The following is a 13241-nucleotide window of genomic DNA, read 5'->3' on the forward strand; positions in this document are numbered from 1 at the left end:
GGCGAACCCGGGGACCCACGACCAGCGTGGGCCTCGAGGCACGGAAGGAGCTCACCGGTGAGCACACAGGAGAGCGGAGAGGTGGCGGCCCCGTACCGGGCGCCCGCGACCCCGCCGAAGCGGACCCGCGTCCACCACCTGCTGCAGTGGAAGCAGGAGGGCCGGCGCTGGCCCATGCTGACCGCCTACGACGTCTACTCCGCCGAGATCTTCGACGACGCCGGCATCCCGGTGCTGCTCGTCGGCGACTCCGCGGGCAACAACGTGTTCGGCCACGACAACACCATCCCGGTCACGGTCGACGACCTGGTCCCGCTGACCCGGGCCGTGGTGCGCGGCGCCCGCAGCGCGCTCGTCGTCGCCGACCTGCCGTTCGGCAGCTACCAGATCTCCCCCGCGCAGGCGCAGGAGACGGCGTTCCGGTTCATGAAGGAGGGCGGGGCGCACGCGGTCAAGCTCGAGGGCGGTGCGCGGTTCGCGCCGCAGGTCGAGGCGCTCACCGCGTCCGGCGTGCCGGTGATGGGCCACCTCGGGTTCACCCCGCAGAGCGAGCACGCGCTGGGCGGGTTCCGCATCCAGGGTCGCGGCGACGCCGCCGACCGGCTCGTCGAGGACGCGCTGGCCGTGCAGGAGGCGGGCGCGTTCGCCGTCGTACTGGAGATGGTGCCCGCCGACGTCGCCAAGCGGGTGACCGGGGAGCTGCGCATCCCGACCGTCGGCATCGGCGCCGGGCCCGACTGCGACGCCCAGGTCCTCGTCTGGTCGGACATGGCCGGGATGAACCGCGGGAAGGTGCCGCGCTTCGTCAAGAAGTACGCAGCGCTCGGCTCGGCCCTGCACGACGCGGCGGCCGCGTTCGCCGCCGACGTGGCGCACGGCGAGTACCCCGCCGAGGAGCACAGCTACCGCTGAGCCGGACCGGGGCCCCGGCGCGCGTCGCCGGGGCCCCGCCGGTCAGCCGGTGGCGCGCGTCGCCGGGTGCCCGAGCCCCGGGATGCCGCCGCCCGCGCGGTGGCGGGCCAGCATCCGGTCCGCGGGGGTCTCGCGGCGCGCCAGCCGCCGGGCCAGCGACGCCAGCCGCGCGCCGTGGGCGTCGTCGCCGGCCAGCGCGGCGGTCGCGGCGTCGAGGACGGCCTGCGACCCCGCCCGCACCGCCGGGTCCGCCCAGCCCCGCAGCGCCGAGCGGCGGTGCGCCGCCGCGTCCGGGGTCCGACGCCGGCCGGGCAGCGTGTCGTCGCGCAGCAGGCCGGTCAGCAGGCTCAGTAGCGCCGCGGGCAGGTCGGTGCCCACACCGTCGGCGGGTTCCTCCCCCGCGACCACCGGGACGGCGTCGAACGCCTTGAACTCGATCCGCCCCACCTCCCCGGGGATGCCCGCGTGCCGCACCAGGCTGGGGTCGGTCGCCATCAGCGGGGCGTCGGGCGGCAGGTAGGCCAGCGCCGCCGGGCGCGCCCCGGTGCGACGCGCGGTGCGTGCCGACAGCCCGCCCCAGACGCCGCCGTCGCGGAACGGCGAGGAGAACGACCACGGCACCAGGTAGGGGCTGTAGAAGGTCAGCTTCGCCGCCGCGTCGGCCAGCACGGCGGGGTCGGTGCCCGACTCGGGGAACGACAGGTTCAGGTCCGGCCCCCAGGTCACCATGTGCAGGTGCGAGGTCCGCTCCTCCGGCGAGGCCGCCATCAGCGCCCGCTCGTGGGCGTTCGGCGGCGGGTCCAGCCGGTAGGCCGACAGCTGCGGGTGGTGGGCGAACGCGACGGGGCGCAGCCCGTGCCGGGCGGCCACCGCGGCCAGGGTGACCGCGTCGGCGGCCAGCGCGTCGACGGCGGCCTCGACCGAGTCGTGCACGCGGGTCCGGATCTCGATGCCCTTGGGCTCGAACCGGAGCAGCCCGCCGTCATCGTCGAGACGCTCGTAGCCCTCGGCGTACCAGCGCTTGCGGCGGATGCCGGCGTCGCCGATCCGCAGGTCCGACTGGTCCCCGGGCAGCTCCGGGAGCTCGTCGACGACCGCCGCGACCTGGGCGTGGGTCAGCGACCGGTGGTCGGCCACCGTCCCGTCGTCCCGCAGCAGCGCGAGCTCGTGCTCGAGCCCGTAGCGCGCCTCGCCCCGCATCGACCACCCCCGGTCCCCGTCCTGGCACAGGACGTTACCGAGGCCGGGCCGGGCGCCGGCTGTGATCCGTCCCCGACCCCTCCTCACCCGTTCCGCCCTGGACAACCCCGCGACGAACGGTCAGCCTGGTGACGGCGGCCACGTCCACCAGGTGGCCGGGACCCGGAGCACACGGGAGGCGTCATGAGGCTGGGCCGCAAGATCTCCGAGGGATTCGCCGTGGACCACGAGGCCGACCGGGTGGCCGACGCCCAGGAGCGCCCGCGCCCGGCGCGCACCGTCGAGCCCGAGTTCACCGAGTGGACGCCGGCCGTCGAGCAGCCGGCGCACTCGGGGTCCCGCGAGGACTGACCGGGTGCGCGGGCTGTTCCGCCGGACCCCGCTGGAGTACCCGACCGGCCCGTTGGAGGGCCACAAGCTGGCGTTCCCGATGCTGTCCGCGGACGGCACGACGGCGGGCTTCAGCGGTGTGACGCTCGGGCGGGCGCACGTCTACCGCACCGTCGACGACGCGGTGTGCGCGCACGGTTGCCGGCACGCCTGCCCGTCGCGGTGGTGCGACTGCGGGTTCTACTGCTTCCACACGGCCGACGACGCCCGCGAGCTGGCGTGCGCGCCCGAGCACCAGGGCGCGATCCTGCTCGAGGTGGCCGTCTCCGGCCGGTTCCGCCGCTACGAGCTGGGCCTGCGCTACGCCCGGCAGCGGGTGCGCACGATCCGGATGCGGCCCTGCCGCTGCGGGGCGCGGGTCGCGGTGCTGGCCGACACCGGCTCCGGGCAGCACGGCTGGCGCCGGCTGGAACCGGTGTGCCTGCGGTGCGCCGGGGCGCGCCCGGTGCTGTCGGCGCAGCGCTTCGCCGAGCTGGCCGAGCTCACCCTGCTGCCCGACGACGTCGCGGCGGGCCCGCTGACCACGCCCGACGACGCGGCGGGGTTCGCCGAGCACCCCGACCCGCACGGCACCGAGGCGGCCGACGGCCTGATCGGCGACCCGGTCGCCGCGGCGGGCGCGGTCGCCGTGCTCACCGCGGAGATGGCGCTGCTGCAGGCCCGGCTCGACGAGATGGCCCGCCAGCTCGGCCGGGCCACCGCCCGCCTGGACGCGCTCGAGGGCCGCGACCGGCCCGCGGCGGAGCCGGGGTCAGAGCCAGACCGGTAGCGGCGGCGGGAGCTTCCCGTCGGCGTCGCGCAGGCCCTTGTCGAACGGGCGGCCGAGCAGCCAGGCGATGATGTCGTGCGCCTTGCCGCGGACCGTGCCGAGGTCGCGCGGCTCGGCGCCGTCCGGCCCGGCGGGCCCCGGCCCGAACTCCAGCGTCGCGCCGGTGCGGACCTCCTCCAGGCGCACGTGCGGGCAGCCTGGCTTGCGCTCCAGCCGCGCGACCACGTCGGCGACCAGCACCTCCCGCATCGGGATCGGCAGGTCCTTGAACGAGGCGCCGACGTCGAGGTCGACGGCGTGGATCCACACCTCGCGGGCCCGGTTCCAGGGCACCGCCGTCACCGGCATCTCGACGCCCTGCGGGTTGCGCACGGTCGCCGACCAGGCCTTCTCCGGCATCGCCCGGACCGCGTCGGCGAGCCGGTCGGAGGCGGCGACGACGTCGGCGCGGATCTCGTCGGAGCTGCGCCCGGCACCGGCCTCGATGTCGGCGTCGCGGGACGCGGGATCGGGGTAGGCCGGGGTCTCGACGCCGGTCCGCGCCCAGGTCAGCAGGTTCACCATGGCGTCGGCGTTGCGGGCCAGGTGGGTGAGCACGTGCGCGCGGGTCCAGCCCGGCAGCGCCGACGGGGCGCGGAACGCCTCGCCCGCCATCCGGGTCATCAGCCCGCGCAGGTGGGCCTGGCCGTCACCGGCCCAGGCCAGCGCGTCGCCCACCGGCGGCGGGACGACGGCGCGGCCGTCACCGGGGGTGCGTGCGAGGCTCACCGCACCGCCCGGCACACGTTGCGGCACTCGCCGATCCCCTCCACCGCGGTGACGATCTCGGCGCCGTCGGTGAGGTAGCGCGGGGGCGTGCGCGCGTCGCCGACGCCGCCCGGGGTGCCGGTGGCGATGACGTCGCCCGGGTTGAGCGTGAGGATCTCCGACAGGTAGACGACCAGGTCCACCGCGCCGAACACGAGCTGGTCGGTCGTGGAGTCCTGCATGGTCTCCCCGGACAGCTCCGAGGAGATCCGCAGCGCGCCACCGGCGGCCGGGTCGGCGGGCAGCTCGTCGGGGGTGACCAGCACCGGCCCGAGCGGCGTGGAGTGCTCCCAGGTCTTGCCCTGCAGGAACTGCTTGGTGCGCCGCTGGTAGTCGCGCATCGACACGTCGTTGAGCACGGTGTACCCGGCGATGGCGGCCGTCGCCGCCTCGCGGTCGGCGCGCCGGACCGAACGCCCGATCACGATGGCCAGCTCCGCCTCGTAGTCCACGCGGTCGGACTGCTCGGGCAGCTCGATCTCGTCGTGGGCGCCGATCAGGGCGGGCGCGAACTTGCCGAAGACCGTGGGGTACTCGGGCAGCTCGTTGCCCATCTCGAGCACGTGGTCGCGGTAGTTCAGCCCGATGCAGATGATCTTCTCGGGCGACGGCACCAGCGGCGCGTAGTCCAGGCCCGCGGTCTCGTGCACCGGGCCCGCCGCGCCCGCGGCGTGCTCGGCCCAGTCGGGGCGCTCCAGCAGCGCCCGCACGTCGGCCTCCCCCGTCTCGACGGCGGTGTCGCCGTCGACGCGCACCGCCCGGTGCCCGGTCGCGGTCCGGATCGTCGCGAGCCTCATCGTGCGGGTGCCTCCCGGTATCGGTTGCGGTCCGGCGCAGAGTCTGCGCCACCGGGGACGCGCGGAACAGTCAGGGGGTGGGTTACCGCGCGTCCCGGCCGGTCGACAGGCGGAAGTCACCCGTACGGGCGACACCCGTGGACGGGGCGCGATCCCCGCTCCGCCGCCCCGGGGACGGCGGGGCACCCGTCGGGGAACCGCACCCGCCGCGCCGGCACGGTCCGTCCGCGCCCCGCCGCGACCGGCCCCGGGGTCAGATCGCCGCGTCGTCCTCGGCGCCACCGCCCCGCACCGGCAGGTCGTCGAAGACCGCGGGCGGCTCACGCCACGCCTGCTCCGGCGCCCCGGCGCGGGCCGCGGCGACCGCCCGCCAGACCCGCTCGGGGGTGCAGGGCAGGTCGATGTGCCGCACACCCAGGTCGGACAGCGCGTCGACCACGGCGTTCTGCACCGCCGGGGTCGACCCGATCGTCGCGGACTCGCCGATGCCCTTGGCGCCGAGCGAGTTCAGCGGGGTCGGGGTCTCGGTCGTCGCGGTCTCGAAGGAGAACAGGTCGGCCGCGGTCGGGATCGTGTACGCGGCGAGGCTGGAGGTCAGGGGCTGGCCCTCGTCGTCGAACAGGACCTCCTCGTGCAGCGCCTGCGCGACGCCCTGGGCGAGCCCGCCGTGCTGCTGGCCCTCGACGAGCAGCGGGTTCAGGATCCGCCCGCAGTCGTCGACGGCGACGTGCCGGCGCGGCGTGACCCGGCCGGTGTCGGTGTCGACCTCGACGACCGACAGGTGCGCCCCGAACGGGAAGGTCGCGCCGTCCTGCGCGGAGTCGAGCCCGACGTGCAGCTCCTCCCCCGTCGCGGCGGCCTGGCGGTGCACGTCGCTCCAGGTCGCGGTCGGGCCGCCCGGCACACCGGCGACGCCGAAGGTGCCGTCGTCGGTGATCTCGACGTCCTCCGCGGCGGCCTCCAGCAGGTGTGCGGCGAGCTTGCGGGCCCGCTCGTACAGCTCGTGCGCGGCCTCGGACACCGCGGTCCCGCCGAGCTGCAGCGACCGCGAGCCGCCGGTCCCGGCGCCGCGCGGGACGAGCGCGGTGTCGGACTGGACGTAGCGGATCCGGTCCATCGGGATCCCGAGCCGGTCCGACACCAGCATCGCGAACGACGTCGCGTGCCCCTGCCCGTGGGCCGAGGTGCCGGCCGACACCGTCGCCGAGCCGTCGTCGTGCACGGTCACCGAGCCGTACTCGCCGCCCCCGCCCCCGGCGGTGACCTCGACGTAGACCGCGATGCCGATGCCCAGGCGCACCGGGTCGCCCGCCTCGCGGCGGCGGGCCTGCTCGGCGCGCAGCTCGTCGTAGCCGGCGATGCGCAGGGCCTCGCGCAGCGGCAGGTCGTAGTCGCCGACGTCGTAGCGGGCGCCGGTCGGGGTCGTGTACGGGAAGACGTCGGGCGCGAGCAGGTTGCGCCGGCGCAGCTCGACCGGGTCGATGCCCAGCTCGGCGGCGGCGACGTCGACCAGGCGCTCCAGGTGGGCGGCGGCCTCGGGGCGTCCCGCGCCGCGGAAGGCGCCCATCGGGGTGGTGTTGGTCAGCGCGGAGACGGCGTCGTAGCGCAGGTTCGTGATGTCGTAGACGCCGGTCGCCATGAGGTAGGTGGTGCGCAGCGGCAGCGCGCCGCCGAAGCCCGCGTAGGCCCCGGAGTCCCCGACGACCCGCACGCGCAGGCCGGTCATCCGGCCGTCGCGGGTGAGGCCGAGCTCGTAGTAGCCGACCTGGCCGCGGCCGTGCGGCATCGAGACGAGGTTCTCCGAGCGGGTCTCGACCCAGGCCAGCGGCCGCCCCAGCGCCCGGGCGGCGACGACGGTCGCGGTGTGCTCGGCGAGCACACCGGCCTTCGCTCCGAACCCGCCGCCGACGTGCGGGGCGATCACCCGGACCTGGTCGGTCTCCAGTCCGGTCAGTCCGGCGAGCTGGGTGCGGAAGCCGTGCGGCATCTGGGTGGAGACGTGCACGGTGAGCGGGAAGTCGGTGGTGGTGGGGTCGGCGACGATCGCGTTGCCCTCCATCGGGACGGCCGCGACGCGCTGGTTCACCATCCGCGCGCGGACGACGACCTCGGCGCCGTCGAGCGGGTCGCCGGTCCCCCGCTCGCCCGCGGCCAGGTTGCTGCCCTGGTCGGGGAACTGCAGCGGGGCGTCGTCGGCGAGCGCGGCCTCGATGTCGGTGACCGCGGGCAGCGGGTCGTAGTCGACCTCGACGAGCTCGGTGGCGTCGACGGCGGCGGCGCGGCTCTCGGCGACGACCAGCGCCACCGCCTCGCCGACGAACCGCACCCGGTCGGTCGCCAGCGGCGGGCGCGGCAGCGCGGGGTTGAGGACCATCAGGCCGTGATGGGCGGGCAGGTCGAGGTCGGCCGCGGTGTACACGGCGAGGACGCCGGGCGCGGCCGCGGCCTCGGTGGTGTCGATGCCGGTGAGCAGCGCGTGCGCCACCGGCGAGCGGACGAACGCCACGTGGGCCAGGCCCGCCGGTGCGTCGGCACCGTGGACCAGGTTGCCGACGAAGGTGCTCGCACCGGTGATCAGGTCGGCGTCCTCGACGCGGCGGACGGAGGTTCCCAGGATCGAGCCAGGCATGTGGCCCACACTACAGCACTAACCGGAGGGTCGTCCGGTTAGTGCGCCTCACACGTCGTCTGCGTCTCCACCTGCGGTGCCCGCCCGGCGACGGCCGGTAGCGTCCCCGCCATGCCCGAGTTCCACCACACCGACGTGCTCCCGCTCGGCCCGGACGACACCGAGTACCGCGAGCTCGACCTGCCCGCGGGAACCGTGACCGAGGCCGCGGGCCGCACCTTCCTCGAGGTCCCTCCGGAGACGATCACCGGACTGGTCCGCGCGGCCGTCACCGACATCCAGCACCTGCTGCGACCCTCGCACCTGAAGCAGCTGCGCGCCATCATCGACGACCCCGAGGCGTCCGGCAACGACCGGTTCGTCGCCACCGACCTGCTGCGCAACGCCTGCGTGTCCGCGGGCGGGGTGCTGCCGATGTGCCAGGACACCGGCACCGCGATCATCGTCGGCAAGAAGACCGAGACCGTGCTGACCGGCGGCGACGACGAGGCCGCGGTGTCGCGCGGGGTCTTCGAGGCCTACCAGGAGCTGAACCTGCGCTACAGCCAGATGGCGCCGATCAGCTTCTGGGACGAGAAGAACACCGGCACCAACCTGCCCGCGCAGGTCGAGCTGTACGCCAAGCCGGGCCGGGACCCGTACTACGAGTTCCTGGTCATGGCCAAGGGCGGCGGCTCGGCCAACAAGACCTTCCTCTACCAGGAGACGAAGGCGCTGCTGAACCCGAAGCGGCTCGCGGCGTTCCTGGACGAGAAGCTGCGCAGCCTCGGTACCGCGGCCTGCCCGCCGTACCACCTGGCGATCGTCGTCGGCGGCATGTCGGCGGAGTTCAACCTGAAGGTCGCGAAGCTGGCCTCGGCCCGCTACCTGGACAACCTGCCGACCGAGGGCTCGCCGCTCGGGCACGCCATCCGCGACACCGACCTGGAGCAGCAGGTCCTGGAGCTGACCCGCAACTTCGGGATCGGCGCCCAGTTCGGCGGCAAGTACTTCTGCCACGACGTCCGCGTCATCCGGCTGCCCCGCCACGGCGCCTCGCTGCCGGTCGGCGTCGCGGTGTCCTGCTCCGCGGACCGCCAGGCCAAGGCGAAGATCACCCCGTCCGGGGTCTACCTGGAGCAGCTGGAGCGCGACCCGGCCCAGTACCTGCCCGAGGCCACCGACGCCGACCTGTCCGACGAGGTCGTGCGGGTCGACCTGAACCGGCCGATGGACGAGATCCGCGCGCAGCTGTCGCAGCTGCCGGTGAAGACCCGGCTGTCGCTGACCGGGCCGCTGGTCGTCGCCCGCGACATCGCGCACGCCAAGATCGCCGAGCGGCTCGACGCCGGCGAGCCGATGCCGCAGTACCTCAAGGACCACGCCGTCTACTACGCCGGACCGGCCAAGACCCCCGAGGGTTACGCCTCGGGCTCCTTCGGTCCGACGACGGCCGGCCGGATGGACTCCTACGTCCAGCAGTTCCAGGAGGCCGGCGGGTCCCTGGTGATGCTGGCGAAGGGGAACCGGTCGAAGCAGGTCGTGGACTCCTGCGCCGCGAACGGCGGCTTCTACCTGGGCTCCATCGGTGGCCCGGCCGCCCGCCTGGCGCAGGACTGCATCCGCAAGGTCGACGTGCTCGAGTACCCCGAGCTCGGCATGGAGGCGGTCTGGAAGATCGAGGTCGAGGACTTCCCGGCGTTCGTCGTGATGGACGACAAGGGCAACGACTTCTTCGCCGACACCAGCGCCCCGACCCTCCAGGTCACCTTCCGCACCTGACCCGACCGCCCCGCGCGCCGCCGGCTCCCCGGCGGCGCGCGGGGCGGGTCAGCGCAGGCGGCGGGGGCCCGCGTCGCGGCGGTCGGGCACCGGGCCGATCGTCACCCGGGCCCCGGCCACGAACGCGCCCTGCGGCGAGGCCAGCACCGGGTCGAGGGCGAGCGAGCGGACCTGCGGCAGGTCCTCGACGAGCCGCCCGATCCGCAGCACGACGTCCTCCAGCGCGGCGAGGTCGACCGGGTCGGTGCCGCGGTAGCCGGTGAGCAGCGGCGCCGCCCGCGGGGCCCGCACCAGCCGGGCCGCGTCCTCGGTCGACACCGGCAGGACCCGGTAGGCGCGGTCGTCGAGCAGCTCGGTCGCCATCCCGGACAGCCCGAACGCCACCAGCGACCCGAACGACGGGTCGTCGACGACCTCCACCGTGCACGACGTGCCCTTCGGGGCCATCCGCTGCACGTAGACCTCGTCGGACCCGGTCACCCGCGACAGCTCCGCGTGCGCGACGCGCAGGGCCTCCTCCGAGACCAGGTCCAGGCGCACCCCGACGAAGTCGCCGCGGTGCCGCCACTGGTCCGCGGTGGCCTTGATGACCACCGGGTAGCCGACCTGCTCGGCGGCGGCGACGGCGTCGTCGGCGCCCGTCGCCCGTCGGAAGGTGATCACCTCCAGGCCGTAGCAGGCGAGCAGGTCGACGGCCTCGTCGTCGGTGAGGGTGTGCCGGGTGTCCGGCCCGAACGACGCGACGAGCTCCCGCGCGCGGTCGGCGTCGATGCCCTCGGGCACGACGAACTCCCCCACCGGGGTGTCGCGCCACTGCGCGTAGCGGCTGACCCGGCCCAGCGCCGACGTCGCCCGCTCGGGGCTGGCGAAGCTCGGCACCGACCCGCGGCCGGGGGTGCCGTCCGCGCCGGGGACCGACAGCTCCGCCGGGATGCCCTCGGCCGCGAGGAACACCGCGATGACCGGGACCCCGGCACCGCCCGCGGCGTCGCGCAGGGCGTGCGCGTGGTCCCGGCCGGCCACCGCGACCGGCGGGACGAACACCGCGATGAGCGCGTCCGGGCGGGCGTCGCCGTCCAGGGTCGCGCGGACCGCGCCGGCGAACGCCTCCGGGGAGGCCTGGGTGCCGACGTCGACCGGGTCCCCCGCCAGCTCCAGTCCCTCGTCGAGCAGCCCGTCGAGGACCAGCAGGTTGACCGCGGTGGAGTTGCCGACGACCGCGACCCGGCGGCCCTTCGGCAGCGGCTGGTGGGCGATGAGCAGGGCGGTGTCGAACATCTGCGGCAGCGTCTGCACGCGGATGACCCCGGACTGCTCGAACAGCGCCTGCACGCTGGACTCGTCGATCGGTGCCCCGACCGAGGCCAGCGACGGCAGCGTCCCGGTGTGCCGGCCGGACTTCACCGCGATCACCGGCTTGGTGCGGGCCAGCCTGCGGGCGACCCGGGCGAACTTGCGCGGGTTGCCGAAGGTCTCCAGGTAGAGCAGCACCTGCTCGGTGCTCGGGTCGGTCTGCCAGTACTGCATCAGGTCGTTGCCGGACACGTCGGCGCGGTTGCCCGCCGACACGAACGACGACAGGCCCAGCCCGCGGGTGCGGGCGTTCGCGAGGATGGCGCTGCCGAGCGCGCCGGACTGGCAGAAGAACCCGGTGCGCCCGTGCCCGGGCATCCGCGGGGCGAGGGTCGCGTTGAGCCGCACCGACGGGTCGGGGTTGGCGACGCCGAGTGCGTTCGGCCCGACCACCCGCATCCCGTGCGCCCGAGCCTCGGCGACCAGCCTGCGCTCGGCGACGGTGCCGCCGTCGTCACCGGCGTCGGCGAAGCCGGAGCTGATCACGACCAGCACCTTCACGCCCTTGGCCAGGCAGGAGTCCATGACCTCGTCGATGTTCGCGGCCGGGACGGCGACGACCGCGAGGTCCACCTCGTCCGGGATGTCGATCACCGACGGGTAGGCGCGCACGCCCCGCACCGAGCGGGCGTCGGGGTTGACCGGGTAGACCGGGCCGGTGAACCCGGCGCGCAGCAGGTTCAGCAGGACGGCGTGGCCGATCTTGGTCTCGTCCGCGGAGGCGCCGATGACCGCCACCGAGGTGGGGTGCAGCAGGTTCGCGACGCTGCGGGCCTCGGCGGCCTGCTCGCGCGAGTAGCGGACCGCGATCGACTTCTCGGTGGGGTCGATGTCGAACTCGAGGTGCAGGACGCCCTCGGCGAAGGCCCGCGTGACGCCGTAGCCGGCCTCACGGAACACCCGCACCATGGCGTGGTTCTCCACCAGCACCTCGGCCTCGAACCGGGACAGCCCGTTCTCCCGGGCCGCGGCGGCGAGGTGCTCGAGCAGGATCGAGCCGAGGCCGCGGGACTGGTGGTCGTCGCGCACGACGAACGCGACCTCCGCGGAGGTGACCGGCTTGTCGGTGCCCGCCCCCTCCTGGGCGGCCGCCCCGCCGCCGGGGGTCAGCCCCTCGTAGCGGCCGACCGCGATGATCTCGTCGCCGAGCAGCGCCAGGAACGCGACCCGGGTCCGGTGGTCGACGACGGTGAACCGCTCCAGGTCCCGCGCCGAGATCCGCGGGTACGGGCCGAAGTAGCGCAGGTAGCGGGTGCGGTCGGACAGCTTGGCGTGGAAGGCGAGCAGCGCGTCGGCGTCGCCGGGCAGGATCGGGCGCAGGTGCACGATCCCGCCGTCGGAGGCGACGACGTCGGCCTCCCAGTGCCGCGGATAGGGGTGCCCGGCGGCGCCGGCCGGGGTCTCGTCGGTCTCCTCGGTCATGGTCGGTCTCAGTCCCGCGGGTCGTCGGGGTCGAGGCCGTGCAGCGGGAACACCGCACGACGGGTCTCCAGGATCGCGGAGTCGACGCGCTCGCCGAACGAGCCGCCCCACCGCTCGAAGGCCGGGTCGGCCCCGTCGGACATCGAGACCGGCAGCGGCGAGCGGGTCCGGGTCGCGGCGAGCGCGGTCCAGTCCGCGGGGATGGAGGTGTCCGGGTCCAGGTCGCGGTCCAGGGCGACGGCCATCAGGTGCGTCCACGAGCGCGGCACCACCCGGTAGAGGGCGTACCCGCCGCCGCCGAGCACCAGCCACTTGCCGCCCGCGGTGGTCTCGGCCATCTCGCGCAACGCGTGGTAGATGGCCCGGTGGCCGTCGACGGACAGCTCCAGGTTCGCCAGCGGGTCCTCGGAGTGGGTGTCCGCGCCGCACTCGGTGACCAGCACCTGCGGGCGGAAGGACTCCAGCAGCGACGGGACGACGCCGTGGAAGGCGCGCAGCCAGCCCGCGTCGCCGGTGCCGGGGGGCAGCGAGACGTTGACGGCGTAGCCCTCGCCGGCACCGCGGCCGATCTCCCCCGCCCAGCCGGTGCCCGGCCACAGGGTGAGCGGGTGCTGGTGCAGCGAGATCGTCAGCACCCGGGGGTCGTCGTAGAAGCAGTCCTGCACGCCGTCGCCGTGGTGGACGTCGACGTCGACGTAGGCGATGCGCTCGTAGCCCTGCTCCAGCAGCCAGGCGATCGCGACCGAGCAGTCGTTGTAGACGCAGAAGCCCGCGGCGCGGTCGCGCATCGCGTGGTGCAGCCCGCCCGCCATGTTCACCGCGCGGTCCGCACGGCCCTCGGCGATCTCCCGGGCGGCGGCGATCGAGCCGCCCGCGATCAGCGCGGACGCCTCGTGCATGCCGAAGAAGATCGGGTTGTCGGCGGTGCCCAGCCCGTGGCCGACGCCGAACGGCGCCTCGGGGGCTGACTTGACCGCCGTCTGGAAGCCGGGGGTGTGCACCCGGGTCAGGTCCACCTCGCCCGCCGGCTCCGGGACGACCGGGTCGACGCCGTCGAGCACCCCCAGCCCGCGGGAGAGCTCCATCATCAGCTCCAGCCGCACCGGGTTGAGGGGGTGGTCGTCGGACAGCTGGTAGGTCAGGAACTCCGGAGTCCACACCACCGACGTGCGAGCGCTCATGGACCGGAACCGTATGCCAG

At 75.0% G+C, this 13241-nt stretch carries 10 protein-coding genes; 4 read left to right on the top strand and 6 right to left on the bottom strand.

Annotated features, from left to right (window positions below):
• Positions 1-57: 57 nt before the first annotated feature.
• Complete coding sequence (panB, locus tag KPL57_RS51485) at positions 58-912, top strand: 3-methyl-2-oxobutanoate hydroxymethyltransferase (protein WP_226357714.1); 855 nt, start codon at positions 58-60, stop codon at positions 910-912.
• A gap of 42 nt (positions 913-954) precedes the next feature.
• Here panB and KPL57_RS51490 read toward each other — a convergent pair whose 3' ends face one another.
• Positions 955-2112, bottom strand: coding sequence for a glutamate-cysteine ligase family protein (locus KPL57_RS51490; RefSeq protein ID WP_226357715.1), 1158 nt, complete (start codon positions 2110-2112; stop codon positions 955-957).
• A 183-nt stretch (positions 2113-2295) separates the two neighbouring features.
• On the opposite strand from KPL57_RS51490, the gene KPL57_RS51495 reads away from it, so the two are divergent.
• Positions 2296-2463 (top strand): hypothetical protein, encoded by a 168-nt coding sequence (locus KPL57_RS51495; protein WP_208822403.1) that lies wholly within the window; start codon positions 2296-2298, stop codon positions 2461-2463.
• A gap of 4 nt (positions 2464-2467) precedes the next feature.
• Complete coding sequence (locus tag KPL57_RS51500; protein WP_226357716.1) at positions 2468-3271, top strand: hypothetical protein; 804 nt, start codon at positions 2468-2470, stop codon at positions 3269-3271.
• Here the strand turns inward: KPL57_RS51500 and KPL57_RS51505 are convergent.
• The 3 genes from KPL57_RS51505 to KPL57_RS51515 all read right to left on the bottom strand — a co-directional run bounded on the left by KPL57_RS51505 (position 3254) and on the right by KPL57_RS51515 (position 7504).
• The gene (locus tag KPL57_RS51505) at positions 3254-4039 is read right to left on the bottom strand and encodes a maleylpyruvate isomerase family mycothiol-dependent enzyme (RefSeq protein ID WP_226357717.1); all 786 of its coding nucleotides are present in this window, start codon (positions 4037-4039) and stop codon (positions 3254-3256) included. The genes KPL57_RS51500 and KPL57_RS51505 overlap by 18 nt on opposite strands.
• Entirely contained in the window at positions 4036-4875 is an 840-nt protein-coding gene (locus KPL57_RS51510) for a fumarylacetoacetate hydrolase family protein (protein WP_226357718.1), read from the bottom strand. The genes KPL57_RS51505 and KPL57_RS51510 overlap by 4 nt, the downstream gene beginning before the upstream one ends.
• 253 nt (positions 4876-5128) lie before the next feature.
• Entirely contained in the window at positions 5129-7504 is a 2376-nt protein-coding gene (locus KPL57_RS51515; protein WP_226357719.1) for a xanthine dehydrogenase family protein molybdopterin-binding subunit, read from the bottom strand.
• A gap of 111 nt (positions 7505-7615) precedes the next feature.
• Between KPL57_RS51515 and KPL57_RS51520 the strand changes: the two genes are divergently transcribed.
• Positions 7616-9265 carry a fumarate hydratase gene (locus KPL57_RS51520; protein ID WP_226357720.1) on the top strand — a complete coding sequence of 550 codons (1650 nt, stop codon included), beginning with the start codon at positions 7616-7618 and terminating at the stop codon, positions 9263-9265.
• Between the two features lie 48 nt (positions 9266-9313).
• Here the strand turns inward: KPL57_RS51520 and KPL57_RS51525 are convergent, their stop codons facing one another.
• Positions 9314-12040: a bifunctional GNAT family N-acetyltransferase/acetate--CoA ligase family protein gene (locus KPL57_RS51525; RefSeq protein ID WP_226357721.1), complete on the bottom strand. Its 2727-nt coding sequence runs from the start codon at positions 12038-12040 to the stop codon at positions 9314-9316.
• Between the two features lie 8 nt (positions 12041-12048).
• Complete coding sequence (locus KPL57_RS51530) at positions 12049-13221, bottom strand: acetoin utilization protein AcuC (protein WP_226357722.1); 1173 nt, start codon at positions 13219-13221, stop codon at positions 12049-12051.
• Positions 13222-13241: the final 20 nt, after the last annotated feature.

It is taken from the genome of Pseudonocardia sp. ICBG601 (assembly GCF_020496245.1).